Below are 25,225 nucleotides of genomic sequence, written 5' to 3' on the forward strand. Positions count from 1 at the left end.
AGGGTTTCCCTTATTCAGCAGCTACTGCCGGGATGACCTCGGCACCACCCATGTACGGGCGCAGTGCTTCCGGAATCACAACAGAACCGTCAGCCTGCTGGTGGGACGGAGGTGGGGGATTCCGAGCGCGCGAGGCACCAAATCCCCCGCCGGAGTGGAGACTCACTCCAGCAGGAATCTTTTATTCAGCAGCTACTGCCGGGATGACCTCGGCACCACCCATGTACGGGCGAAGAGCCTCAGGAATACGCACGGAGCCGTCTGCCTGCTGGTGAGTCTCCAGGATGGCAACCACCCAGCGAGTCGTCGCCAGGGTACCGTTCAGGGTCGCTACGGAGCGGGTGCGGCCCTTACGCACGTTGCCTGCCTCATCTACGGTGTCCGGGGTGCGCTCGCGGATGTTCAAGCGGCGCGCCTGGTAGGTGGTGCAGTTAGAGGTGGAGGTCAGCTCACGGTAGGTGCCCTGGGTAGGGACCCACGCCTCGCAGTCGAACTTGCGTGCTGCGGAGGTGCCCAGGTCACCTGCGGCGGTGTCAATCACGCGGTATGCCAGGCCGCAACGCTGCAGCATTTCCTCTTCGAGGGACAGCAGCTTCTCGTGCATCTCTTCTGCCTGCTCAGCGGGGCAATAGACAAACATTTCAGCCTTGTTGAACTGGTGCACGCGAATGATACCGCGAGTGTCCTTACCTGCGGAGCCTGCCTCGCGGCGGTAGCAGGAGGACCAGCCCAGGTACTTCTTCGCGCCCTTCTCGAAGTCGAGAATTTCGTCGGTGTGGTAACCGGCGAGCGCCACCTCGGACGTGCCGACCAGGTACAGGTCGTCACGTTCGAGGCGGTAGATTTCGTCATCGTGCTTGACGTTGAAGCCGGTGCCGTTCATGATTTCGGGGCGTACCAGGGTGGGGGTGGTCATCATGGTGAAGCCGTGCTCGGTTGCGAGGTCGAGCGCCATCCACATGAGTGCCTGTTCGAGGCGTGCTACCTGGCCCTTGAGGAAGTAGAAGCGTGCGCCGGAGACCTTTGCACCGCGTGCCATGTCGATGCCGTCGACGAGTTCGCCGATTTCGAGGTGGTCGCGCGGTTCGAAGCCTTCAGTGGTGAAGTCGCGGGGGGTGCCGACTTTCTTAACGACTACGTAATCGTCTTCGCCGCCAACGGGTACACCGTCGATAATGAGGTTTTCGATACTGCTGATTAGTTCCTCGTATTCAGCAGTTTTTGCTTCGGAGGCTGCCTTTGCTTCGTTGACGCGGGCTGCTAGTTCCTTAGCCTGTGCAACGAGGGCGGGCTTTTCTTCCTTGGGTGCCTTTGCGACGGTCTTACCGAAGGCGTTCTGTTCGGCGCGCAGGGTCTCGTATTCGCCGATGAGTGTGCGGCGTGCGGTGTCGGCTTCGAGGATGCGGTCGACGTGGGTTTCGTCCTTACCGCGTGCTCGCTGGGAGGCGCGGAAGACGTCGGGGTTTTCGCGGAGGAGGTTAATATCAATCACTGTTTCATCCTACCTAATCTTGCGGTGGGTTGTGAGCGGGGTTTGCGCTGGTGGGGTGCGGGTAGGTGCGGGGGTGTCTAGCGTCGGGCGGCTTGTGGTGCCGCCGGGGTGTTGTTAGCGGTGCCGCTAGTGGCGCTGCAGGTGTGCGGGGCGGCCGTTCGGGAAGAGCGACTCGACCCATTCGTGTGCGGCGTCGAAGGAGCCGTCGGAGTGGATGGCATCGACTTCGGTGTTTTCGTGGTCGGCGCGCGGGTAAGATCCGAGGAATTTCAGCATCGGGGAGACACGGTGCAAACCGCGCAGGGCGTCGCGCATGCGTGCCTCATAAATATGGCCGTCGGCATCGATGCTGAACGAGTAGGAGCCCATGCCTTCGCCGGTGGGGCGCGATTCGATGCGGGAGAGGTTCACGCCGCGCACGGAAAACTGTTCGAGCAGTTCGAGCAGGGCGCCAGCGCGGTTGGTGGGTAGCGGCACGGTCAGGGTGGTTTTGTCTGATCCGGTCGGTTCGGGGATGTCGGCGGTGCGGGAGAGCAGCACAAAGCGGGTTACGGCGTTCTTGTTGTCGCCAATATTATCCTGCAACACGTGCAATTCCGGGTGGTAGTTCAGCAGTGCCGGGGAGCAGATTGCCGCATCATAGGTGCAGCCCTCTTCGAGCAGATCGACAGCTGCGGCGGCGGTAGAGGAGCCGGGCAGGTAGGCGGCGGTGGGCACGTTCTCCTGCGCCCAGCCGCGCACCTGCGCCCAGGCGTGCGAGTGGGTGGAGATGGTCTTAACGTCCTCGATGCTGATGGGCTTCGCGGTCACCAGCACGAATCGGATCGGTACGAGCACCTCGCGGATAATGCGTACACCTTCGCTGGCTGCGATAGCGTCTAGGGTGGCGCTCACGCCGCCCTCCACGGAGTTTTCGATGGGCACCATTGCAGCGTCCACCTCGCCCGCGTTCAGGCGTGCGAGCGCGTCGGGCACGCTGGTGGCGGGGATCCGTTCGGCGTCGTATGCGCCGGGGACGCTCAGCAGGGCGGATTCGGTGAAGGTGCCGGAGGGGCCAAGGTAGGTGTATCGCATGCCACTATAGTAGCGTCTGCTGTGGAGGGGCTGCCGATTTCGGTGATAGGTTACAGTCTTTGGCGGTAGTTAAAAGCCCCCAAAGTCACTAACCTATGACCAAAAAACCTAATCCATTACCGAAAAACTTAGGTCATGACCAGAAAACCTGAGCCACCCAAAAACCTATACCGCGTCTGAAACCGCTACCTCACGAACTGGCGTACACGGGCGGTGTCCCAGTACTGGGCGGGCACGCCTCCACCCATGAGCTCACGGGCGATAGCGGCAGCCTGCACGGAACCAGCCTCCGGCAGGGGCGCGTGGGAGCCAGCAATAATGACGTTGCCGCGGCGGCGGCCCTTCAACATTGCCGAATCCGCCACAATGCACACATACTCAAACACCTCAAGCAGGGCGGACGCCTCGGCCCGGGCACCGGTCAGCACCGGCCCGTCACCGCAATTGAGGATGTACAGGCCGCCGGGTGCCAGGGACTCAGCAACGGTGCGGGCGAACTCGACGGTGGTGAGCGCCTCGGGGGTGGTGTCCCCGGCGAACACGTCACGGATCAGCACGTCACGGGATGCGGGCGCGAAGGTTGCGGTGACGGCACCCGCCTCACCCACGCGGATCTTCACGCGCGGTGCCTTGGGAATGTCGAACCAGGCGCGCACGTACTCGGCGAGTTTGGCGTCCAGCTCAACGACCGTGTTGCGGCTGGTCGGGTACATGTCAGCGAAATAGCGCGCCATGGAGCAGGCGCCGCCGCCCAGGTGAGTGATGCGCAGCTTCGCAGCGTCCAGGTGCTCCTCCACGTGCGAGGAGACGACCGCAGCAATCCAGCGCATGTACTCAAAATCCAGCTGACGGGGCTCGCCCACAATTACGTGGGAGGACTGTACACCATTAATGAGCAGGAGCCAGCCGTCGGCGTGGTAGCCGTCGGGGACCAGCTCCGCCTCACCCGTAGAGATGGGGTACACGCCAGCGGTGGCACCCTGCATGGGGGTCTTCTCAGTATCGTCAATGCGGTTCTTCTGCGCCCTTTGGCTTTTCTTCGGTGCCCTGCTCTTTTTCGCCATACCCACTAGCCTAACCGACAAGACCCAAAGCAACAGAGCCGCCTCATCGCCACACCCCACTAGCTGCCACCCGCACGCCCCTAGCGTACGCACCCACGGCAAACCGCCTCCACAGAGGCTAGCTGAGTAGACTAGACCCCATGGGATTTGTATGTCAGGGCCGCTACGCGCTCGCACCGATTGAACCGGCTGACGCCGAAAAATACGTCAACCTGCAGCTGGACTGCATGGAGCAAACCTACGACCCGATCTACTTCGACAGGCTCGGGGAAAGCTTCACCGCCCGCCACCGCGCCGAACGCAACGAATACCTCGAAGATTTCCACCGCCACCTAGCCTCCCCCACCGTGCGCGGCTTCTTCGCCTACGACGTACCCGGCTGGACTCCCGACGGCCGGCTCTCCTGCTCCATCGGCGCGCGCATCGACTGGGATAAGCCGGTCGGCCTGGTGCTCTCCCTATGCGAACAATCCGCTTGGGAACTTGAACGCGCAGATAACCTCCCCGAACTGCCCGCAGGCACCCGCAAACTCACGCACCTGTACACCCTCAACCACACGCACGGCACCGGCCTCGGACAGGCACTCTACGAATCCGTCATCTACCCGGACGAAAACTCCTACCTGTGGGTCATGGCAGAAAACGAACGAGCGCTCTCCTTCTATGAGCGCCTCGGCTACCAGCGCAGCAGCATCAAATTCGCGGCACGCGGCTCCTGGGAACCCGGCCACAGCCTCCGATACACACGCATCCTCAACCCCTAAACGGTACGCCACACCAGGAGGCGACACACAAAATAACCCATCTCCCAACAGCCGCGCATCCACCCCACACGATACAGCACGCAACACCCCTGTTAGGCACCATCCCCACTACGCCTTAAGATAGAAGATGACATATAAGCTCGACGCACCCGCGCACAGGAGCACATACACCCCTGCGCAACCGCGGGACCCAGCGCCGAACATCGCATAGAAGGACAGTAAACAATGACCACCGGTCTTTACCTCTCCGCTATGTCCCAGAACTCGGGCAAGTCCCTCGTTGCCCTGGGCCTAGCAGACTCCCTCATCAAGCGCGCAGACCGCGTCGGCTTCTTCCGCCCCGTCTTCGACGGCGCAACCATCGCCGACGACCCCATGGCACGCCTCATCCGTGAACACTTCGGCCTGGCCGAAGAGCAGGTCGGCGGCGCAGTCTCCATGACCGACGCACTCGCACTCATCGCAGAAGGCGACACCGAAGAAATCTCCGCACGCGCAGTCTCCGCCTACGAGAAGGTCGCAGCACACAGCGACGTCGTAATCGTCGACGGCGTCTACCTGCCCGCCAACGCGCTCGCAGTCGAATTTGACCTAAACGTCCAGGTTGCACGTGACCTCGGCCTGCCCGTCGTCGCAATCGTTGGCGCACACGAGGCAGCCGTCGAAGAAGCAGTCACCGCAGTCGACGTGGCACGCACCGAACTGCTCGCATCTAAGGCAGACCTGCTCGCAATCATCGTCGGCCGTGCAGAACCCGAACTGCGCGAAGAAATCGAAAAGTCCGTCAAGCGCGGCGACGCAAACCTGCCCGTCTACGTACTGCCCGAAATCCCCGAACTGACCGCGCCCACCGTCGGTGAGGTTGCCGAAGCCCTCAAGCTCGACACCGAAGGCATCAAGGCAGAAGACCTCAGCCGCGACATCCACGGCATCAAGGTCGCAGCAATGAACGTCTCCAACTTCCTGAACCAGTTCGTTGACGGCGACTTCGTCATCGTCCCCGGCGACCGCGCAGACATCGTCGCAGCAACCCTCGCATCCGCACTGGCACCGACTTTCCCCGCACCCTCCGGCGTGCTGCTTACCGGCGGCCTGGACGCACTGCCCGGCAAGAACACCGCGGTCGGCTCCCTCATCGACAACGCACCGTTCCCCGTGCTGTCCACCACCAAGGACACCTTCAAGTCTGCCCGCGCAGTCTCCCGCGTCCGCGGCACCCTCGAAAGCGGCCACCATCGCAAGCTTGCAGCAGCAATGGGCGGCTGGGATGAGCACGTCAACAAGGACGAACTGCTCGCCCGCCTCGAAATTGAGCGCCCCGCATCCATGACCCCGCTGCGCTTCCTGCACAACCTCATCGAGACCGCACGCGCAAACCGCCGCTCCGTGGTCCTTCCCGAGGGTTACGACGTGCGAATCCTGCGTGCATCCGAAATCATTGCACGCCGCGACTTCTGCGACCTGATCCTGCTCGGCAACCCCGCCAAGATCGCAGAGATCTGCCAGGCCGAAGGTATCGAACTGCCCAGCACCGTTCGTATCATCGACATCGAAAACAACGAGTACACCGAAGACTTCGCAGCAACCTACGCTGAGCTGCGTGCACACAAGGGCGTCACCATTGAGGCTGCTCGCGAGCGCATGACCGACCCCTCGTACTTCGGCACCATGCTCGTCTACAAGGGCATCGCCGACGGCATGGTTTCCGGTGCCGTGAACACCACCGCGAACACCATCCGCCCCTCGCTCGAGTTCATCAAGACCCGCCCCGGCACCAAGATCGTCTCCTCCGTCTTCCTCATGCTGATGGAAGACCGCGTTCTGGTCTACGGCGACTGCGCAGTGAACCCGAACCCCAACGCAGAGCAGCTCGCCGACATCGCGAAGGCATCCGCAGAGACTGCACGCCAGTTCGGTGTGACCCCCAAGGTTGCTATGCTGTCCTACTCGACCGGCACCTCCGGCGCTGGCGCAGACGTGGACGTTGTGCGTGAGGCAACCGAGCTCGTGCGCGCATCGAACCCCGACTTCGCGGTTGAGGGCCCGATTCAGTACGACGCTGCTTCGAACATGTCCATTGCGTCAACCAAGCTGCCCGGCAGCGAGGTCGCTGGTCAGGCTACCGTATTCGTCTTCCCCGACCTGAACACCGGTAACAACACCTACAAGGCTGTTCAGCAGTCTTCGGGTGCTGCCGCTGTGGGCCCGGTTCTGCAGGGTCTGCGTAAGCCTGTGAACGACCTGTCGCGCGGTACCACCGTTGAGGACATCATCAACACCGTTGCGATCACCGCAATTCAGGCACAGAGCCTGTAAGGTGCACGCGGCGCTGTAGCGTGAAGGCTGCAGCGTTCCGTTGACATAGAAATCTCCCGCACTGGGGGGGGCATGCCGTGAAGGTGTGCTCTACCCGGTGCGGGAGATTTTTTGTAATTACAGGGTTTCTTGTAGCGCCATTCCCCGGTTAGTCCTTGCGGGTGCGGCGGAGGCGCACATAGTTAATCACGCCAAGAACAGCCATGCCTACGGCAGTCAGAACCGGGCCGAGGGCGGGCGAGAAGAGCCAGGTGAGCCCCGCCTCCACGGTGTAAGCGATGAGGCGGTAGGCAAGGTAGGCACACGCCGCCACGAAGAGCGCGTAGGCGACGATGATGCCGACCGGGCGGGGCTCGTAGCCTTCTCGCCGGGCACGGAGGGCGGCACCCAGCGCGTTACCCAGGTACAGGGCGAGAGCACCGACGACGACCACGGCGGTGAGGGCACCGTCAAAGAATGTGCGCGGGGTCAGCGGTGCGGTGCCCGCCTCAGCGAAGAGGTTGAGGATGCGCACCACGGCGTAGCCGTAGCAGAAGATGACTGCCGCACGGATGGTGAGGGGGAGGTTGGTCCAGAAGGTTTTCATGCGGCCCCTTTCGAAGTGGAGGGAGAGCTTCTGTCTGAGTATTACTCCAAGGATACCTAAGAACACCAGCATGTGATGTGAATCAATAGCATTTTTACTGGTGAATGTTGTGCATGTGGGGCAGAATTTTTTGTAATTACAGGATTCAGTCCCCTGCCCCGTGAACCGGTGACCACCCAAGCAGCGGCAAACCACCCGGGCTGCTAGGCTGCTGCTATGACCACGACTGATGAAACTCTCCCCCTGGGGCTCTACGAACATCTCAAGAGCGCATCGCTCATGAGCCGAGCCATCCCTGAAGGCGCGCAATGGCAGGAAGAAATCCTCGAAAAGGACGACTACAACATCCCCGAACTGCTCACCCAGTTCTTCGCCACCCAGCTGGCCCCCGCCCTCGAAAGCCTCAAAACCCCCGCAGACCAGGTGGAACTCGTCAACCGCATGATGGAGCTCCTACCGCAGGATGCCGAAGAGCAAAACGACTCGTTGCTGACCGATGACGACAGCAACGTAATTCAGATGCGCGAGCTCACCCTCACTGACGCAAAAACTACACGCCCCGATATTCCTCTGAGCGACGTTGCTCTAATGACGAATACTTCTAAAGACCTGAATCTCAATACTGAAATTCAGAAAGAATTAGAAAGTGCAGACCGTGTAGATTTGCTCTGCTCATTTCTTAAAATGTCCGGCGTTAATAGTTTGAGTGAGCAGCTTAAAGCTATTAAAAATCGCGGTATTCCTTTCCGCATTATTACCACCACCTACATGGGCGCAACCGACCGCAAGGCTATCGACCGCCTTGTTGAAAAGTACGGTGCCGAGGTAAAAATCAGTTACCAGGGCGACAGCACCCGCCTGCACGCGAAGGCTTGGTTGTTCCACCGCAATACCGGCATGTCCACCGGCTATGTGGGTAGCTCGAACCTGTCCAGTGCCGCGCTCACTGACGGCCTGGAGTGGAATGTTCGTATCTCCAACCCGATTACGCCCGGCCTGATCCGCCAGTTTGAGGGCCTCTTTGAAAGCTACTGGAAGAGCGGCGATTTCACTCTTTACACCGCCTCTGACAAGGAGAAACAGGAGCTCGACACTGTCCTGGCCAAGGCGGATATTACCGGCCGTAAAAGCAAGGGCCTGGAGTACGATATCGACTCGTCCCTGCTGGATGTGCACCCGTTCCCGCATCAGGCACGCATGCTTGAAGAAATGCAGAACGCTCGTTCTAAGGGTCGTCACCGCAACCTCGCCGTGGCCGCAACCGGCACCGGCAAAACCGTATTCTCGGCTCTCGATTACAGGCGCCTCTGCGAGCAGTCCGGCAAAAAGCTGAAGCTGCTTTTTATTGCGCACCGCAAAGAAATCCTTGACCAGGCGCGCCGCACTTTCGGCGACGTCATGCTAAAAGGTAATTTCGGTGAGCTCCTGACCGGCGGCAAAAAGCCTGAATACAATGAGGCTGTTTTTGCAACCATTCAAACATTGTCAGGTGCCGCCCTCGAAAACTATGCACCGGACTATTTCGACGTCATCATCATGGACGAATGTCACCACATTGAAGCTGCCAGCTGGGACAAAGTTTTCAACTATTTTAAGCCCCGCGATTTTATCGGCCTGACCGCAACCCCCGAGCGAGAAGACGGGGTGAACATCGCCGACAAGTACTTTGGCGGCTACGTGGCAACCTCTATCCGCCTGTGGGACGCACTCGAAGACAACCTCCTCGTACCCTTCCAGTACTTCGGTATTGCCGACGGCACCGACCTGCGCCACATCAACATTCGGGGTGGCCGGTACGACGAAAACGACCTGGCAAAACGGTACACCGACCATGAAGATGCTAAACGCCGCCTGCGCATCATCGTGAAGGAGCTACGCGAGAAGGTCGACAACCCCCTGCGCATGAAGGCGCTCGGGTTCTGCGTGAACGTGAAGCACGCCAAATACATGGCACAGAAGTTCAACGAGGTGGGTATTCCCGCTGATTTCTTGGTGGGAGATGATATCTCCAAACGTCGTGATGAGGTTATGAAAAAGTTCATGAGTGACGATCATGAACTTGCTGTTATTTTCACCGTGGACCTATTCAACGAGGGCGTCGATATTCCGAACATCGACACGCTTCTGATGCTGCGCCCCACCCAGTCACTCACCCTCTTCCTGCAGCAGCTGGGCCGCGGTCTGCGCCGTGCGCCGTTGAAATCTGTTCTGACGGTCCTCGACTTTGTGGGACACCAGAACAAGAACTTCATGGTTCACCACAAGTACCGCGCCTTTGTGCGGCAGGGTACCTTGACTGAGCGGGACATTGAGAGCCCTGAACTGCCGGCTGGCTGTCACTTCCATCTGGACGAGCTGACTCAGAAGCAGGTTCTCATGAAAATTCACGAGTCCCTGCGTATGAATAAAAACGCCCTCATCGACACCGTCAAGAACTACCTGGAAAATATGCAGCAAAACTCTGCGGAACCCTATATTCGCCCGACCGTCGTTGACTTCATCAACCACTACGGATTGGGACTGCCGCAGATTTACGGCCGTAGTAGCAAGGTGACCCTGCCCGGTGTCACTAAGCCCGTCGCAACGACCTGGACCAGCCTCCAGGCCGCGAGTGGACTGTACCCCGACCTGGTGGTTCCCTTCCAGGACAATATTTCTCTTGAAGTGAATAGGCGCATTAAGGCACTCAGACACGTGAACGACAGCTTCCGTATCAATGCCTACCTGGAGCTGCTGAACACGAACATCCTGGAGCAGGATATGACCGATGAACAGCGCCGCCACGCCTGGATGCTTCTGTTTTCCATCTGGCCGGATGCTAAGTGGGTAGGCTCAACCGAAAGGTTCAGCCTTGACGAAGGTCTGGCAACCCTGCGTAAGAACGGCGGAATACTGCAGGAACTGGAGAGCATCTGGCAACGCAACGCCATTCTGGACACCAACTCCACCCTGCCACTTTTTGAGGGTGAAGACATTCCACTACGCACTCACGCCTACTACTCTCGTGAGGAGTTGTTTGCCGGGCTGGCGGGTCAAGGGGCAAGTTTTGGTGTGCCAACCGGTTTCCGGGAGGGAGTCAGAACCTTCAACTCGTCAAACACTACTGCGCTTGTGGTGAATTTGGAAAAGTCTGAAAAGCATTTCTCCCCAACCACCATGTACAAGGACTACGCCATTAGCACTGACGAGTTCGCATGGGACTCTCAGAGCGCGACGTCCCCCGAAAGTCCGACGGGTCAGCTCTTCCAGCATCATGAAGAGTTGGGGCATCGTATCGTTCTTTTCGTTCGCCGCAACAATAAGGATGCTATAGGCACCAGACCCTATATGTGCCTGGGCACCGTGAAATACATTTCCCACGAGGGCTCCAAGCCGATGCATATTCGCTGGTCGTTGGACCGGCCGATGCCGGCGTCCATGTTCCAGATCGCGAAGATTGCCTCGTAGGCTCTGAATAACCGCAGCAGGCGGCCCCGGATGCGTGTGCGTCCGGGGCCATTTTTGTTTTACCGTGCCGAAAAATTGTGCCATAGGTTAGCGTCTTTGGTCGTAGTTAAAAACCATGGTCGAAGATACTAGCCTATGGTCCAATTTCTGCTGAGGCGGCACCTCCGAGGGCGCAGATTTATTTGACGCATAAAACATTGAGAAGCCCGAATAATGACCAACCACCGTCACCATCCTCAAAATAATACAAACGACGACAAACATGCGGTAGGGTGGTAACTGTAGTGTTCCATAGCGCATTGACGCGTTTGCTGGGTGCACTACGGGGCTGTTTTTCTTCCGGCAGTCAGTTTGACCTGCGAAAGACGGCCTGACCAGTAGCTAAATAACACACCATCACCGACGATAGGAGCGTATCTTCTATGGATTCGACCATTCTCAATCGCCGCACCCTGTTGGGCAGCGGCGCACTCATGGGCCTTGGCGCCCTGCTTGCGGCGTGCGGCCAGCAGGCAAATAACGAGGCGGCAGCCACCGCCTCCGCGGCGCCGAGTGAGACCACCTCGGCTACTGCCGCTGCGTCTGGATCGCCTTCGGCGAGTGCAACCCCGTCTACTGTTCGAGGCTATTCGGGTGGATCGAAGGCGCCCGATGGAGAGTATCGCCCTGCTGATAAGTACGGTCCGGCACAGAATGTACCGAAACCTAATGCTCCGGAGGACGGCTACAACGAAAAGTCTCTGGAGGGTCTCCGCAAGACTTTGGACGCTTGGATCTTGTGGGGTAATTACGGTACTCAAACTGGCGATTACTCGATGGCATTCAAATTCATGTCCCCTATTTTTGAGAACGAAGTTAGGGCCTATTCAGATGTCGAGGACCTTTACAAAAGGGGTGGATGGGTCATTGGTGGTATAAACCACTATCTAGCTGACGGGAACCCATGGTCCGAGGATGGTGAAACCTACTTCTGGAAGGCGTACCGCGAGTGGGACTACGAAACCTATGTTGAATCCGACGGTAGCTGGCGCAAATGGAGTAATGACGATAAGACCGATGATACCTTTAAATTTGAGATGAAGCACAACGGGAAAAAATGGGAAATCATGAATTATGAGCCCGTTGAGGACTAAAAGCATGAAAAGTTATAAATTATTTAAATCACAGACTTTTGCTCTGTTATTTCTTGCTTCTTTTCCTATTTCTGCCACAGCAGCTGTAAATACCAGCGAGTGTTCGTCGGATAATAGCGCAAAAATTTGCCAGATACAGACAACCCAAAAGAGTAATAACAAATCTGGCGGTAATCAGTCTACCGGAGGGAATATTGCTAGGGAAAATTATCCATCTCAGCAATCCAATTCAGAACCTAGCACCTACACCACCAAAGGCGCCAACGGCCTTACCCTAATTCGTTCCAAAAGTGACTCTAACATCCTTGGCTGCGTAGGTAAGGGCGGGAAGATTGGACACGTAAAACTCAACAATCTCATCGTTCGTGACGATGGGACCTATATCGATGGTGGCCTCGGCAAGCATAGCCCCACCTCAGAAACCTGCGTTCCCAACGATACCCGCACCCTCACCAGTGCCGACAGCCCCGGCCCCACCGGCCCAACCTACGAAGAAGTCATGGAGGAAATCCGTCATGCAGCAGAATCGCTAGAACCCGGCAAGCCCACCCTGCACCAGTCCTACAACAACCCCGCAGGCACCGGACGAGCAGAAGGCGACGCCAACGTCCACAAGGGCGACCAGATCAACTTCTACGTGAACGACGGAGGCCCCTACCGCCTCGAAGCAGACATGCTCGCCGGACACGTCGAAATTGAGCTCATGCCCTCCTCCTATGTCATCGAGTACGGCAACGGCGACCAGGCAACCCACTACACCGCTGGTGAACCTTCCCTCACCTACGCTCGCGAACGTCCACGCCGAACGGATACCAGCTACGCTTACAAGCGTTCTGGCAACTTTCACGCGTACGCGACCGTGCACTACACTGCTCGTTTCCGTGTGGATGGTGGTCCGTGGCAGATGATGATGGTGACCCCGCAGGCGACCAGTGACCCGCTGCTGGTGCGTGTGTGGTGGACCGATGTTGGCCGCGTGGCAGGTGACTGCAGCTACGACGACACCAGGTGGGGTTGTAAGAACGACCCGACGATGGGCAAGCCGGATAACCCGAACCCCAGGTTGCGCAAGGCTGATATTCGTACTGGTCAGCGTTGGCACCTGAATGATAGCGGTGATGGGGATACGGAATATTCGTTGCACCGCGACTGGCCCGATATGTAAACCAACTCTAACCCAACATATAAATAACCGCAGCAGGCGGCCCCGGACATGTAAGCGTCCGGGGCCGCCTGCTTTTTAGACAGAGGTTTTCGGTAGGTTAGTGTCTTCACGGTGGGTCTTTAACCCGCATTAAAGTCACTAACCTATCGACAGGGCCGTAACCTATCGAAGAATCCCCCTATCGACAAACCCCCGCACCCATACCGCGTAACAACCCGTAACACCCCCTTGTGGCATACCCCCCTAGGGTATATAATGAAGCCATGGAAACCACTAGCAACCAGTGCTGTCACAGCACATCCACCCAGGTCAGCACCGCATCCGGCACGCCCACTGAAAACCCCACTGAGGAACCCACCGAGGCGCACACCGGCGCATGCTGCAGCGGCGAGGCACCCAAAACCCAGCACGGTTACACCTCCAACAAAGAGGCGCACCTCAAGCGCCTGCGCCGCATCGAAGGGCAGGTTCGCGGCATCGCCCGCATGGTCGACGAAGATAAATACTGCATTGACATCCTCACCCAGGTTGCTGCGGTCTCCAAGGCGCTCCACGCAGTCTCTCTGAACCTACTCGAAGAGCACATCGGTCACTGCGTAACCGGCGCCGCCGTCGAATCCGAACGCACCGGCGACCCGACCATCGCAGAAGCCAAGGTCAAAGAGGCAACCGCCGCGATCTCCCGCCTCATGCGCAGCTAAACGCCCCGCACCTAAACACCGGGCGGGCCCAAGTTTTCAACCCATTATCGAAAGGAAATCATCATGAGCACCACCACCGTTAAGGCAACCGGCCTGACCTGCAACCACTGCGCTATGAGCGTCAGCGAAGAGGTCAGCGAAGTTCCCGGCGTGACCGGCGTGACCGTGGACGTCGTCAAGGACGGCGTTTCCACCGTGACCATTGAGCACGAGGGCACCCTCAGCACCCAGGCTGTTGCAGACGCTATCGTGGAGGCTGGCTACACCCCTGCCGTCTAGCGCGGTAGCCGGCTCGATTAGGAGTCATCATGGCTTACCCTCCGCAGTACATTGCGATGGTTGTTGGCGCGGTTCGCACCCTTGTCGGCACCGAAAACATGCACCTGCGCGACGCGATCACCCGCGTGGCCAGGCAGATGAATCTGGATGCGGCGCTGGTCGATTCGTGGGTGAAGCAGAGCCCCGAATATACGGCGCGTGAGGATGCGCCCGGTGCGGCACGACGTAGCGGCACGAGCGCGAATAAACGTTCCGCCGAGCACGAGCAGGGCGTGAAAGCGCGCGAGAAGGCGAACGCTTCACCGTTCCCGCGGGCTGCCGTGAAACGTGCCTACAGTGTGTCTGATCGTGGCGCGAAGGTGACCGGTATTCGCCCGCGCACGAGCAGGCCGGATGGGATGCCCGGCGACCCCTGAGCCGCCGCAACCCTACCCTCGCCGCCGCTTTCACAGCCGCAGCCTTACTCCCGCCGCCGCGTTTACAGCCTCGCTGTTTTATCCGCAGCTTTCGCCCTCGCGCGACACCCTCAGTACTGCACCCTAAACACTGCACCATACACTGTCCGGGACGGGGTCCTTCGGGGCCCCTCCCCCGGCTTGGTGTACCTTTTTCTACCCCCCTTTTTTTGAGTTTAAGGAAGTATTGTGTCTTCTACACAGCCTTCACCAACCACCCGTGAACCCTCATCACAGAGTGAGCGCTCTCTTTTTAATCCTGCCGGAACAACCGTAAAATCAACGGAGTCCACCCGAATTATTCACGTGGATATTCAGGGTATGACCTGTGCATCCTGTGTGGGGCGTGTGGAGCGTAAGCTCCGCAAAATCCCCGGTGTTGACCCGGCGGTGAACCTGCCGCTGGAGTCGGCGCGCGTCATCGTACCTGAGGGCGTGAGCGACGAACAGATCGTTGAGACCATCAACAATGCCGGCTACACGGCGCACCTTAAGAACGGGCCGCGCGCGGGCGCTGGAACGAACGCGAGCGCATCCGGCGGCGGTAACCATCACAGCACTCCGAGCATGAATGGCGGCTTCACTGACCGCATTATTTATGCGGCGATTTTGGGTGTGCCGATTTTCTTGATTTCGATGTTCCCGTCGTTCCAGTTCCCGAATTGGGGTTGGGTTGTGGCGGTTCTGACGGCGCCGGTTGCATTTTGGTGTGCTGCGCCGTTCCACCGTGCGGCGCTTATTAATGCGCGTCATGGCTCGTCCACGATGGATACACTGGTGTCTCTCGGTGTGGTGTTGGCGTATTTCTATTCGCTGGCGCAGCTGCTCATGAACCCGGAGTTGACGGCGCATGTGCATCATGCAGACGGTAGTTTCTGGTCGATGTTTACCGGCAACCATGCGCCGCTGTATTTTGATTCGGCGTCCATGGTGACGCTGTTTCTGCTGATTGGTCGCGCGATTGAGCACCGTACTCGCGATCGTTCTTCGGAGGCGCTGCGCACCCTGCTGAGTATGGGTGCGAAGGAGGCGACTCTGCTGCGCACCGATAAGCAGGGCGTGACGAAGCAGGTGCAGGTTCCGGTGGAGGACCTCATGCCGGATGACCTGTTCTTGGTGCGCCCGGGTGAGAAGATCGCCACGGATGGTGTGGTGGTTGAGGGTTCGTCGGCGGTGGATGCGTCCCTGTTGACGGGTGAGTCTGTGCCGGTTGAGGTGCATCCGGGTGATGCGGTCACGGGTGCGACGGTGAATACGTCTGGTTCGTTGACGGTGCGTGCGACCCGCGTGGGCGCTGAGACGACTCTGGCGAAGATGGGTGAGCTGGTGGCGAGCGCGCAGGAGACGAAGGCTCCGATTGCTCGCTTGGCAGATCGTGTTTCTGCGGTGTTTGTGCCGGTGGTTTTGGTGATTTCGGCGCTGACACTGGTCGGTTGGTGGCTGGTTTCTGGTGACGGTGCGGCGGCGTTTAATGCGGCAGTGACGGTACTGGTGGTGGCGTGCCCGTGCGCTTTGGGTTTGGCTACTCCGACGGCGCTGCTGGCGGGTACGGGTCGCGGCTGGCAGTTGGGCATTTTGATTCGTAATGCGCAGGTGTTGGAGGCGACGAGCACGGTTGATCGCGTGGTGCTGGATAAGACCGGTACGGTGACGACCGGAGAGATGTCTGTGGCGTTCTACGGCACCTTTGGTGACTATGAGTCGGTGGGTGACTTGTCCGGTATTTCGTCGGATTCTACCGATTCCAAGAACGAGCGTTCCCTGTCTGTTCTGCGTGATGCCGCCGCCGTGGAGGCGCTGAGTGAGCACCCGATTGCTCGCGCGATTGCCGGTTTTGCCCGTGAGCAGGGCGTGCTGGCGGAGGGTGCTTCGGCGCCGAGTGTGAGCGGCTTTGAGGGTGTTCCCGGAGGCGTGCGCGGCGTGCTGAGCGGCGCGGGTGAAGGCGCCGAGTATGGTACCTCCCAGCTGGTTGTGGTGGGTACTCCCGAGTACCTGCAGGCAGCGGGTGCGCAGCTGAGTGAGGCTCAGTTGGCCCTGCTGGATCAGGCTCGCCGGGCAGGTCTTACGACGGTGGTTGTCGCCCGCGGCGAGGCCCCGAACGGTGAAGCCCCGAGCAGCACCTCCGCTCTGCAGCCGGTCGGCATGATTTCGGTTGCCGACACTCCCAAGCCGGAGGCGGCAGAAACCATGGCGCAGCTGCGTGAGCTCGGCCTGGAGCCGATCCTGCTCACCGGTGACGCCCCGCAGGTTGCGCAGGCGGTCGCCTCGAAGGTCGGCATTTCGGCTGAGAACGTGTACGCCGGCGTGACCCCGGAGGGTAAGTCGCAGGTGATTGAGAAATTGCAGGCTGCCGGTCACCGCGTGGCGATGGTCGGCGACGGCGTGAATGACGCCCCGGCGCTGGCTCTTGCTGAGCTGGGCATTGCGATGGGTTCGGGCACGGACGTTGCCGCGGAGGCAGCCGATATTGTGCTGACCCGTTCGGATGTTGCTTCGGTGGTGACGGCGCTACGTCTCTCCCGCGCTACGCTGCGCACCATTAAGTCGAACCTGTTCTGGGCGTTCGCCTACAATTCGGCGGCTATTCCGGTCGCTGTGGCGGGTCTGCTGAACCCGATGATTGCGGCTGCGGCAATGGCGTTTAGTTCGGTATTTGTGGTGCTGAATTCTATGCGTCTGACGGCGTTTAGGAAGTAGCGCCCTGCCGTTATACAGAATGAATTGCCCCGCGCGATTTCAAACGAAAAATTCAAAAACGCATCTCACCGTGCTTTTTGCACGGTAAAAGATATAAAGAAATGCACCGCCCGTGTAAAGGCGGTACATTTCTTTATATTTAGTTTTCACGGGCGGCGGCTTGAGCACCAGGCGTGAACACCTAGCTCAAACGCCCCTCCCGAAAGCCCGAGCTCAGCAGCCCGAGCTCAAAAACCCGGCAAGAAAACCTCGCCTAAAACCCGGGCAGTACCTTAGGCCCAGGTCACCAGGTCCTCGATGGAGCGGCGGCTCTTCGGGGCAATCTCGTGGGCACGGTAACCAAAGGTCACAGCCACGGACAGGCCGTACTCCTCCGGGTCGAACAGGCCGGCAGAAGTGAGCAGCTCGTTCACTGCTTCGTAGTTCATACCCTCGATGGGGCAGGAGTCGATGCCGAGCATTGCGGCACCGGTCATCATGTTGCCCAGGGCAATGTAGGTCTGCTTGGACGTCCAGTCGAAGAGCGCGCGGTCGTCTTCCAGGATCTTCATGTCGTTCTTCTGGAAGCTGCCGTAGCGTTCGAGCGCAGCCTGCATCTGCTCTTCGGTGAGGTTGCGGCCTTCGAGGGTGCGGCGCATCCACGGGGTGTCGTAGCGCAGGCCCTTCTTCGCCAGCAGTACGACCAGGTGGCTTGCGTCGTCGAGGGCGCCCGCCATGCCCCATGCGATCGGCTTGAGCTTTTCGCGCAGTTCGGGGTCCTGGATGACCAGGAACTTCCACGGCTCGGTGCCGACGGAGCTGGGCGACAGGCGCGCAAATTCGAGGATTGCTGCGAAGTCTTCGTCGCTGATGCGGCGGTCGGGATCGTAGGCGCGGGTTGCGCGGCGGCGGGCGAAAATTTCGAGGGCTTCTTCGCGGGTTACGGTCACGGTTTCATCCTTTACATGAGGGTTTCAATACCCTGTCATGCTACACCTGCGGAGGGGGCGGGCGGTCTAATTGTGAGCCATTACGCCCAGAGCACGTATGTTCCGAAGCAGTCAGGTTCGAAGGGTTTAGGCACCGGCTTTCATCCACACATCCGAGCGGGCGCGGCGACCGAAAATGACCGCTCTGATTCCCTGGAAGTACAGAATATACGCCGCCCACAAGCCGCAATACCCGGCGAGCGCATCCATGGCACCGGCGCCGACAGCCCAGTGCAGGCCGAGCATGACGGGCACGTACATGACGAGCATGATGAAGCAGCCGATTGCCAGGTATTTCACGTCCTGCGCGCCCATGAGGATGCCGTCCAGGGTGAATACGTAAGCGGCGATGGGCTGGCCGAGGGCAATGATGACGGTGGCGATAGTGAAAAGGAACGCCACCTGCGCGTCCTGCGTGAAAATCCAGGAGCCGAAGAAACCGATGAGCGGGCAGATCAGGCCGGTGATGACGCCGTAGATGAGGCTCATGCGGAGCAGCCGGTTTTTCAGCTGGCGCACCTTCGCACGTTCGGTTTCTACGTTGAGGTCGCGTTCGCCGAGTTCCTTGCCGAGTAGTGCCTGTGCGGCGATGGCGAGGGAGTCCAGGGCGTAGAGGAAAAGGTTAAATACGCCCATACCGAGCTGGTAGGCGGCGGTGTGTTCGGTGCCGAATCGTGCCACGACGAATACGGTCAGCAGGGAGGCGATGCGCATGGACAGGGTGCGTAGCATGAGCCAGGAGCCGAGCGAGAGCACCGAACGCATGCCGGCGACGTCGGGTGCCCAGGGGACGGCGTGTTCGCGGGTGCCGCGCATCATGACCACACCGAGCGCGGCAGCCATGCCCCACTGGGTGAGGGAGGTGCCGGTCGCCGAACCGGCAACACCCCAGCCGACCGGGTAGATGAGCAGCCAGTTCAGCACAATGTTCACGAGCGTGCCGACCGTGGCAACCTTGAGCGGGGTGACGGTGTCTTGTAGCCCGCGGAGCGTGCCGACCTGCGCGAGGATAATCATCATCGGCGGAATACCCCACAGCGAGTGGTGCAGGTAGTCGAGGGCGTAGCTCATGGTTTCGTCGGTCGCGCCGAGGCCGCGCAGCAGCGGGTCTGCGAAGGCGTATCCGGCGATCATGAGGAGCATGCCGAGGCCGAAGGCGACCCACACGCCGTCCACGCCGATCTGCCAGGCGCGGCGCAGGTTCTTCTCGCCGAACGCGCGCGCCACGGCGGGTGTGACGGAGTAGGCGAGGAAGTTCATGAGGCCCACGACCGTGGTGACGAGCGTGGCGGCGATGCTCATGCCGGCGAGTTCTGCCTTGCCGAGTTGGCCGATGAGGGCGGAGTCGGTGAGCACGAAGATGGGTTCGGCGATGAGCGCGCCGAAGGCGGGTACGGCGAGGGCGAGGATGCGCCGGTTCAGCGAAGGCTCGGCGGTGTTGGCGCCGGCATTGGCGCTGGGGCTCGCGGCGGTACTCGCGGCATTTTTAGCGGGCGAGCCGGGTGCAGTATCGCCGGGTTCAGTATTCGGGTGCTTCTGTGTGCTCATCCTTCTAGGCTACTCCCCGGCGCCGCGGCGGGTGCCTGCGCGCGGGGTGGGGCGCACTCTGCGAGATGGGCACGCGAGATGGGCGCGGCTAGGCGCCTCGGCCGCGCAGTTCGTCGAGGGCGCGGCGCTCCTTCTTGGTGGGGCGACCGGTACCGCGTTCGCGTTTGGCGACCGGAGGCATGGAGAGGTAGGCGGGGCGCGGGCCGGAGAGGTCTTCGTAGCAGGTGACGGCGATGGGCGCGCCTACGCGCTTGACGAGGAGTTTTTCGACTTTGAAGACGCGTTCCCAGCCGGGGTAGCGCACGCGCACCACGTCGCCCTTCTTGAGTTTTTGGGAGGGTTTGGCGGGGGCGTCGTTGACGCGCACGTGGCCGCCTTTGCATTCGTCGGCGGCGAGGGAGCGGGTTTTAAAGATGCGCACGGACCAGAGCCAGAGGTCGAGCCTGGCGCTGGTTAGTGTGGTGGTGTCTTCTGCGGTCATGTGTTCATTGTGGCGCGAGGCGGGCGGGGCACCAAATCAGGTGCGCCCGCCTGCCCGTCCTGCGTCTTCACCGTGTCTATCGGCAGAGTTCATATAAGGGTTATTCCTGAGACGGTTATACCTCCACCGTTGCGGCGCGGTACTCGTTGACGGTTCAGTCAATCCCATCAGCGACTACAAGATCAATCACATAGGGTTTTGTGTGATATTTTCAACAAAACACATGTACTAATTTTCGCGCAAAATATTCCTGACTTGGTGTATCTTTGAAATACTTCTTGAGAAGTATTTCAAAAACCACATAAGTTCGTGTGGCATTACAGGGCAACGACCGCGACGTCTATAGCCCCCGAGACAGATTGGAAACACACAATGCGTCTACGAAAATTGTTGGCAACCGGCTTGGTTGCTACCACGTTGGTAGGGATTAATGTCCCTGCAAGTCATTCCGCTCAGTTCTTCACCGACGCCCAATGGCAGGGATTCCTTACCCTGGACACCAAGGGAAACTCCGTCAAAAACCTTGCCGTGTGGTGGGGATACGGAACTTACAACGATTCGATTAGCTCGATTCGTAGCTACAATGAGAACTACCGCGTCTGTGAACATGAGGGGTACCAGGGGGCATGCCTTGTTACGGATAAACGAGATTTCAATAATCTAAGGGGTGTTCGCGAAGGACTTGAGTGGTGGGACCCGTTTGATTGGAACGACCGCATCAGCTCTCTTGAACGACGCTAAGACCACATGTGGGGGGAGAGAATCTCAACTCTCTCCCCCTACTTCTCATATTCTCATATAGATTGGAGGAGCACCATGTCAGCTTTGAAAAAGCTCCTGGCGGCTGCCCTCATCAGCACGGTGCTATCTTCTTGCTCCTTCGGTCCTTCTCTAGAGAAGGACGAAAGCGCCCGCGCTATTTTCGACGTAGAAAATGACCGGGTGATCCTACCCCTGGATGCATACGACACCACCGGTAAGGACGAATACTTCACCAAGGCCCTTGAGCTGGCACGCAAAAAGTGTTTTGCCGAACACGGGCAGCACTACGAGATGTTTGTCCGCACCGAGGGGGCCGGCAGGAACTACGGCAGGACCTACGGATTCTGGAATGTTGAGCGCGCCCAAAAATACGGCCTCCACGAGCCCAATGAATCGAATACGCTGGATCTGTCCTCCCCTGCGCCCTCCTCCGACCCTGGGAAAGATGTCCGCACCGAATGCTATCAGCGCGCCGTCGATGAGATGAAGCAAATTGGAGAGATACCCTTCGGAAGCAGCACGTTTACGCGTTTGGAGACCGACGCCCGAAATGCCGCAGGGGATAGGCAACTCAAAAAATCTCTCGACGACGAGTGGAAGCGATGCGTCAAGGATAAGGGCCTCACCCCCGATAGTGAGGTGACCGTTAAGGAAGAAAAGAATATTCGTCAGAGCACCGTCGCCTCCGAAGAAGAAATTCGAATCGCCACCATCCAGGCACAGTGCAATCAGGATGTAGGCCGCTCGCAGAAGCTCTACGACCTGGAGGCGCAGTACCAGAAGCCGCTCGTCGCCAAGAACCAGGCAGCCCTGGAGAATGAGCTTAAAGAATTCAAGCGCCGGGACGAGCAGTTCAAGCAGTACGTCCTCGACAACCAGTAACAGCGCATAACAGTCGGTAAGTCGACAGAAAAGGGTGTGTGCCGTGTTCAGTGAACATGGCACACACCCTTCTTACCTTGTACCGGCCATATTGTGCCGGCTACGTTGCGCCGGTTATCCAACCCGCGGTGGTTATGCCTCCACCGTTGCGGTGCGGCGCTCCTTCCCGAGTAGTTGCCATCCGATAGCCCCCAAAAATCACCCTTGTGCGGTTGTTTTTCAGCATTTAGACCGTGCAGGAGCAACATAGGTCATTCACATCCTGCAGGCGTAGAATCAAGGAACCATGACTGAATCCTGCACCCCCGCAACCCCCGAGCCGCGCGCCACCAACCCCGCCGAGCTGAACAACCTGCGTGCCGCACACGCCGATGAGCTCTCTTCACGCACCCGCGCCACGAGCATCCCGACGGATTCCTGCTCCCTCTACGGCGACGAGGCTCTCGGCGGCACCGCCGGACGCACCACCGCTTGGCTGGCGCTCGAGCACGTGGGCCAGTGGGGTCGCGACGTGCTGGACGGCTCCGCCCTCGGCGAGGAGCTTTCGGAGGCGTTGGGTGAGGCAGTCTCGCAGGCGGGTTTGAAGTTCCTACTGATCCGCCAGACGGGCAGGGCGGGGCGCGTGCTGCACGGCGCGCCGGATGCATCCGGCAACCCGACCCACCGGGTGCTCTACGCGCTCTGCACCCCGGGCGAGGAGAAGCTCTACTCGTTCAGCGTGAGCACCCCCGAACAGCTCCTCGACCTACCCCTGGGCAACCCCCAGGAGTTGATTCAGGTGACCGGCGCGGAGCTCATTGATTCCCCCGCCATTCTCGTGTGCGCCCACTCCAAGCGTGACCGCTGCTGTGCCCTGCGCGGTCGCCCCATTGCGGCGCACCTGGCGGATATCCTGCCGGGTAATGCGGTCTGGGAGTGCTCACATACGGGTGGTCACCGCTTCGCCCCGGTCGGCATTATGCTGCCCACCGGCTACACCTACGGTCGCCTCTCGGAGCCTTCGGCACTGGCGGCGTACCTATCTCTGGCGAGTCGCGCTATTCCGTCGCTGCACGGTCTGCGTGGGCGCAGCACGGATACCCCGGTGGAGCAAGCGGCGGAGGTTGCCGTACGCCTCGAACTAGAGAAAAAGGGCGAAGAAGTAACCTCTGGAGGTTTGGTTTCACGTGAAACATCGGTAGCAGAGGCACTAAGTACGCTCCTCGAGGCGGGCATTGAGCCCCCGGCAGAAACCATCGAACACCCCACCCTGGAGGCGGCACTCACCTCCCACACCGACGGACGCACCTGGGTCACCTTCTTCGAGCAGGTCGCCCTGGAGCCGCGTCCCAACTCCTGTGGTAAGGGTCCAGTAGAGGCTTTCAGCCGCAAGTTGCTCGCGCTGCACCAGATATAACCCCCGCGCCAACTCTAAGCACTGGGCCAGCTCTAGGCAGAGTCATTTCTAGGCAGTACCAGCTCTAGCACCCGCGCATGATTAGACAGCGCAAAGCCCCGGCGGGCACCTTCTCGGGTGCCCGCCTGGGCTTCACTGCATCCAGAGCTCGTCATCCAGGGTCCGTCGCAGCCGGCATCTCGCTGTATCCGGCAAACAGGCTTATCCGGCGAACGGGTTCGGCGCGCCGATGTACTGCAGCTCGGTGTACTCCTCCAAACCCTCGGGGCCGCCCTCGCGACCCATGCCGGACTGCTTCACGCCGCCGAAGGGGGCTACCGCGTTCGAGATAACGCCGGAGTTGTAACCGATTAGGCCGAACTCCAGACCAGCCGCCATGCGCGTAAAGCGCGGGTGGTTGCTCGTGTACACGTACGCCGCCAGGCCGTACTCGGTGTCGTTGGCGAGCTTCAGGGCGGTGCGTTCACCCTCCTCACCGTAGCCGCTGAACGTGGCAATCGGGGCTACGGGCCCGAAAATCTCTTCACGCCACACGCGCATCGAATCGGTCACGCCGGTCAGCACGGTGGGGGTCACAAAGTTGCCCTTGTTCAGGTTCTTGGGCATGCCGCCGGTATCGCTCGGAACGTTCTCCTCAAGCTCGGGAATATACCCGCCGCAGGCGAGGAGCGCGCCCTTGCCCAGGGCGTCTTCGACCATAAAAAGTATGGATTCAACCGCTGAAGGTTGAATTAACGGTCCACAGTCGGTTCCATCGACGGTTCCGTCACCCACGACGGTTGCCTCCATACGCTCTACGAAGGCGGCCGTGAACTCTTCAGCAATGTCCTCGTGCACAATGAATCGGTTAGCGGCGGTGCATGCCTCGCCCATGTTCCTCATCTTCGCCGCGTAGGCGCCCTCCACGGCGGCGGGGATATCCGCGTCCTCAAAGACGATGAACGGTGCGTTGCCGCCCAGTTCCATAGAGGTGCGCAGAACGTTCTGCGAGGCCTGCGCGAGCAGGGTCCGGCCCACCGCGGTGGAGCCGGTGAACGAGACCTTCCGCAGGCGCTCATCAGCCATCAGCGCGGAGACAACCTCACCGGTACGGGAGGTAGTCACCACGTTCAGCACGCCGTCCGGCAGGCCCGCCTCACGCATCAGGGACGCGAAGTACAGGGAGCTGAGCGGAGTCAGGGAGGCGGGCTTGAGCACCGCGGTGCAGCCCGCCGCGAGCGCCGGGGCGACCTTGCGTGCCGCCATGGCGAGCGGGAAGTTCCAGGGGGTAATCAGCAGGCAGGGGCCGACGGGGCGGCGTACGGTGGTGATTTGCAGCCCGGATTCGGGGGCGACGGCGGTGCGGCCGAAGTTGCGGGCGGCTTCTTCGGCGTACCAACGCAGGTAGTTTGCCGCGTAGGCGACTTCGCCGCGGGACTGGTCGAGGGGCTTACCCATTTCGAGGGTCATGAGCCGGGCGATGACTTCGGTGCGTTGCGTCATGAGCGTGTAGGCGTGGTTGAGGATGTCGGCGCGTTCGCGGACGCTGGTTGCCGCCCATGAGGTGCGGGCGTCGCAGGCGGCGTCGAGTGCTTCGATACCCTGTTCGACGCTGGCGTCGGCGACGTGCGCGAGGATTTGGCCGCAGGAGGGGTTGTGTACGGGGAAGGAGCCGTTGTCGCCGGTGACCCAACTGCCGCCGATGAGCAGATCGGTGGGCACGTAGAAGAAGGGGTAGGAGGGTCGCTCGTAGGGGTCGATAGGTTCACGCTGCGGCATGTTGATGCTTTGCATGTGCGGTTCGGTGCGGCCTCGCAGCGAGGCGGATTTCGCAGCGGTCTTCTCGGCGGAGCTTTCGGGTGAGGTGGTCATGGCGTGCCTTTCGGGTTGGGGCGGCCGGTGCGGTCGACTCTGACGCTTTTAATTCTAGTCCCGCGCGCTCCCCTACCCCCTCGAACCTGCCCCGCCCCCCGCACTCAAAGACCACGGGCACATCGAAGGGAGCCGCATCCGCTATGGATACGACCCCCTTCGGG

At 60.1% G+C, this 25,225-nt stretch carries 20 protein-coding genes; 11 read left to right on the top strand and 9 right to left on the bottom strand.

Annotated elements, in window-relative coordinates:
• Positions 1 to 10: 10 nt before the first annotated feature.
• From QFX05_RS06315 to QFX05_RS06330, 4 genes are all read right to left on the bottom strand, one after another.
• Positions 11 to 166: a hypothetical protein gene (locus QFX05_RS06315; RefSeq protein ID WP_193389033.1), complete on the bottom strand. Its 156-nt coding sequence runs from the start codon at positions 164 to 166 to the stop codon at positions 11 to 13.
• A gap of 15 nt (positions 167 to 181) precedes the next feature.
• Positions 182 to 1,492 (bottom strand): serine--tRNA ligase, encoded by a 1,311-nt coding sequence (gene serS / locus QFX05_RS06320; protein ID WP_279741871.1) that lies wholly within the window; start codon positions 1,490 to 1,492, stop codon positions 182 to 184.
• A 126-nt stretch (positions 1,493 to 1,618) separates the two neighbouring features.
• The gene (pheA, locus tag QFX05_RS06325) at positions 1,619 to 2,566 is read right to left on the bottom strand and encodes a prephenate dehydratase (protein WP_279741872.1); all 948 of its coding nucleotides are present in this window, start codon (positions 2,564 to 2,566) and stop codon (positions 1,619 to 1,621) included.
• 185 nt (positions 2,567 to 2,751) lie between these two features.
• Complete coding sequence (locus tag QFX05_RS06330; protein ID WP_279741873.1) at positions 2,752 to 3,630, bottom strand: spermidine synthase; 879 nt, start codon at positions 3,628 to 3,630, stop codon at positions 2,752 to 2,754.
• Positions 3,631 to 3,770: 140 nt separating this feature from the next.
• Between QFX05_RS06330 and QFX05_RS06335 the strand changes: the two genes are divergently transcribed.
• A complete protein-coding gene (locus QFX05_RS06335) occupies positions 3,771 to 4,394 on the top strand; it encodes a GNAT family N-acetyltransferase (RefSeq protein ID WP_279741874.1) in 624 nt (207 codons plus the stop codon).
• Positions 4,395 to 4,619: 225 nt separating this feature from the next.
• Positions 4,620 to 6,710 carry a phosphate acetyltransferase gene (gene pta / locus QFX05_RS06340; protein WP_279741875.1) on the top strand — a complete coding sequence of 697 codons (2,091 nt, stop codon included), beginning with the start codon at positions 4,620 to 4,622 and terminating at the stop codon, positions 6,708 to 6,710.
• A 148-nt stretch (positions 6,711 to 6,858) separates the two neighbouring features.
• Here pta and QFX05_RS06345 read toward each other — a convergent pair whose 3' ends face one another.
• Positions 6,859 to 7,296 (bottom strand): hypothetical protein, encoded by a 438-nt coding sequence (locus QFX05_RS06345; RefSeq protein WP_279741876.1) that lies wholly within the window; start codon positions 7,294 to 7,296, stop codon positions 6,859 to 6,861.
• A 216-nt stretch (positions 7,297 to 7,512) separates the two neighbouring features.
• On the opposite strand from QFX05_RS06345, the gene QFX05_RS06350 reads away from it, so the two are divergent.
• From QFX05_RS06350 to QFX05_RS06380, 7 genes are all read left to right on the top strand, one after another.
• Entirely contained in the window at positions 7,513 to 10,743 is a 3,231-nt protein-coding gene (locus tag QFX05_RS06350) for a DEAD/DEAH box helicase (protein WP_279741877.1), read from the top strand.
• A gap of 422 nt (positions 10,744 to 11,165) precedes the next feature.
• Positions 11,166 to 11,876, top strand: coding sequence for a DUF6318 family protein (locus QFX05_RS06355; protein ID WP_279741878.1), 711 nt, complete (start codon positions 11,166 to 11,168; stop codon positions 11,874 to 11,876).
• Positions 11,877 to 12,375: 499 nt separating this feature from the next.
• The gene (locus tag QFX05_RS06360) at positions 12,376 to 13,041 is read left to right on the top strand and encodes a hypothetical protein (RefSeq protein WP_279741879.1); all 666 of its coding nucleotides are present in this window, start codon (positions 12,376 to 12,378) and stop codon (positions 13,039 to 13,041) included.
• A 263-nt stretch (positions 13,042 to 13,304) separates the two neighbouring features.
• Positions 13,305 to 13,742: a metal-sensitive transcriptional regulator gene (locus QFX05_RS06365; protein ID WP_256500171.1), complete on the top strand. Its 438-nt coding sequence runs from the start codon at positions 13,305 to 13,307 to the stop codon at positions 13,740 to 13,742.
• A gap of 63 nt (positions 13,743 to 13,805) precedes the next feature.
• On the top strand, positions 13,806 to 14,021 hold the full coding sequence (locus QFX05_RS06370) for a heavy-metal-associated domain-containing protein (protein WP_254755799.1): 216 nt from the start codon (positions 13,806 to 13,808) through the stop codon (positions 14,019 to 14,021).
• A 29-nt stretch (positions 14,022 to 14,050) separates the two neighbouring features.
• A complete protein-coding gene (locus QFX05_RS06375; RefSeq protein ID WP_279741880.1) occupies positions 14,051 to 14,437 on the top strand; it encodes a chorismate mutase in 387 nt (128 codons plus the stop codon).
• A gap of 225 nt (positions 14,438 to 14,662) precedes the next feature.
• Positions 14,663 to 17,173, top strand: a complete 2,511-nt coding sequence (locus QFX05_RS06380) for a heavy metal translocating P-type ATPase (protein ID WP_279741979.1) — start codon at positions 14,663 to 14,665, stop codon at positions 17,171 to 17,173.
• Between the two features lie 272 nt (positions 17,174 to 17,445).
• Here the strand turns inward: QFX05_RS06380 and QFX05_RS06385 are convergent, their stop codons facing one another.
• The 3 genes from QFX05_RS06385 to QFX05_RS06395 form a co-directional block, all read right to left on the bottom strand.
• A complete protein-coding gene (locus QFX05_RS06385; RefSeq protein ID WP_279741881.1) occupies positions 17,446 to 18,102 on the bottom strand; it encodes an NAD(P)H-dependent oxidoreductase in 657 nt (218 codons plus the stop codon).
• Between the two features lie 126 nt (positions 18,103 to 18,228).
• The gene (locus tag QFX05_RS06390; protein ID WP_279741882.1) at positions 18,229 to 19,689 is read right to left on the bottom strand and encodes an MATE family efflux transporter; all 1,461 of its coding nucleotides are present in this window, start codon (positions 19,687 to 19,689) and stop codon (positions 18,229 to 18,231) included.
• 88 nt (positions 19,690 to 19,777) lie between these two features.
• Positions 19,778 to 20,170 (bottom strand): RNA-binding S4 domain-containing protein, encoded by a 393-nt coding sequence (locus QFX05_RS06395; protein WP_279741883.1) that lies wholly within the window; start codon positions 20,168 to 20,170, stop codon positions 19,778 to 19,780.
• A gap of 816 nt (positions 20,171 to 20,986) precedes the next feature.
• On the opposite strand from QFX05_RS06395, the gene QFX05_RS06400 reads away from it, so the two are divergent.
• Positions 20,987 to 21,814, top strand: a complete 828-nt coding sequence (locus QFX05_RS06400) for a UDP pyrophosphate synthase (RefSeq protein ID WP_279741884.1) — start codon at positions 20,987 to 20,989, stop codon at positions 21,812 to 21,814.
• A gap of 286 nt (positions 21,815 to 22,100) precedes the next feature.
• The gene (locus QFX05_RS06405) at positions 22,101 to 23,210 is read left to right on the top strand and encodes a sucrase ferredoxin (protein WP_279741885.1); all 1,110 of its coding nucleotides are present in this window, start codon (positions 22,101 to 22,103) and stop codon (positions 23,208 to 23,210) included.
• Between the two features lie 201 nt (positions 23,211 to 23,411).
• Here the strand turns inward: QFX05_RS06405 and QFX05_RS06410 are convergent, their stop codons facing one another.
• The gene (locus QFX05_RS06410) at positions 23,412 to 25,061 is read right to left on the bottom strand and encodes an NAD-dependent succinate-semialdehyde dehydrogenase (protein WP_279741886.1); all 1,650 of its coding nucleotides are present in this window, start codon (positions 25,059 to 25,061) and stop codon (positions 23,412 to 23,414) included.
• Between the last annotated feature and the right edge of the window lie 164 nt (positions 25,062 to 25,225).

This window comes from Rothia similimucilaginosa (genome assembly GCF_029850875.1).
Taxonomy (GTDB): Bacteria; Actinomycetota; Actinomycetes; order Actinomycetales; family Micrococcaceae; genus Rothia.

Excerpts from the sequence above, each read along its gene's own strand:
- pheA (WP_279741872.1), bottom strand. The coding sequence starts at position 2,566 with ATGCGATACACCTACCTTGGCCCCTCCGGCACCTTCACCGAATCCGCC.
- QFX05_RS06330 (WP_279741873.1), bottom strand. The coding sequence starts at position 3,630 with ATGGCGAAAAAGAGCAGGGCACCGAAGAAAAGCCAAAGGGCGCAGAAG.
- QFX05_RS06335 (WP_279741874.1), top strand. The coding sequence starts at position 3,771 with ATGGGATTTGTATGTCAGGGCCGCTACGCGCTCGCACCGATTGAACCG.
- pta (WP_279741875.1), top strand. The coding sequence starts at position 4,620 with ATGACCACCGGTCTTTACCTCTCCGCTATGTCCCAGAACTCGGGCAAG.
- QFX05_RS06345 (WP_279741876.1), bottom strand. The coding sequence starts at position 7,296 with ATGAAAACCTTCTGGACCAACCTCCCCCTCACCATCCGTGCGGCAGTC.
- QFX05_RS06350 (WP_279741877.1), top strand. The coding sequence starts at position 7,513 with ATGACCACGACTGATGAAACTCTCCCCCTGGGGCTCTACGAACATCTC.
- QFX05_RS06355 (WP_279741878.1), top strand. The coding sequence starts at position 11,166 with ATGGATTCGACCATTCTCAATCGCCGCACCCTGTTGGGCAGCGGCGCA.
- QFX05_RS06360 (WP_279741879.1), top strand. The coding sequence starts at position 12,376 with ATGGAGGAAATCCGTCATGCAGCAGAATCGCTAGAACCCGGCAAGCCC.
- QFX05_RS06365 (WP_256500171.1), top strand. The coding sequence starts at position 13,305 with ATGGAAACCACTAGCAACCAGTGCTGTCACAGCACATCCACCCAGGTC.
- QFX05_RS06370 (WP_254755799.1), top strand. The coding sequence starts at position 13,806 with ATGAGCACCACCACCGTTAAGGCAACCGGCCTGACCTGCAACCACTGC.
- QFX05_RS06375 (WP_279741880.1), top strand. The coding sequence starts at position 14,051 with ATGGCTTACCCTCCGCAGTACATTGCGATGGTTGTTGGCGCGGTTCGC.
- QFX05_RS06390 (WP_279741882.1), bottom strand. The coding sequence starts at position 19,689 with ATGAGCACACAGAAGCACCCGAATACTGAACCCGGCGATACTGCACCC.
- QFX05_RS06395 (WP_279741883.1), bottom strand. The coding sequence starts at position 20,170 with ATGACCGCAGAAGACACCACCACACTAACCAGCGCCAGGCTCGACCTC.
- QFX05_RS06400 (WP_279741884.1), top strand. The coding sequence starts at position 20,987 with ATGTCAGCTTTGAAAAAGCTCCTGGCGGCTGCCCTCATCAGCACGGTG.
- QFX05_RS06405 (WP_279741885.1), top strand. The coding sequence starts at position 22,101 with ATGACTGAATCCTGCACCCCCGCAACCCCCGAGCCGCGCGCCACCAAC.
- QFX05_RS06410 (WP_279741886.1), bottom strand. The coding sequence starts at position 25,061 with ATGACCACCTCACCCGAAAGCTCCGCCGAGAAGACCGCTGCGAAATCC.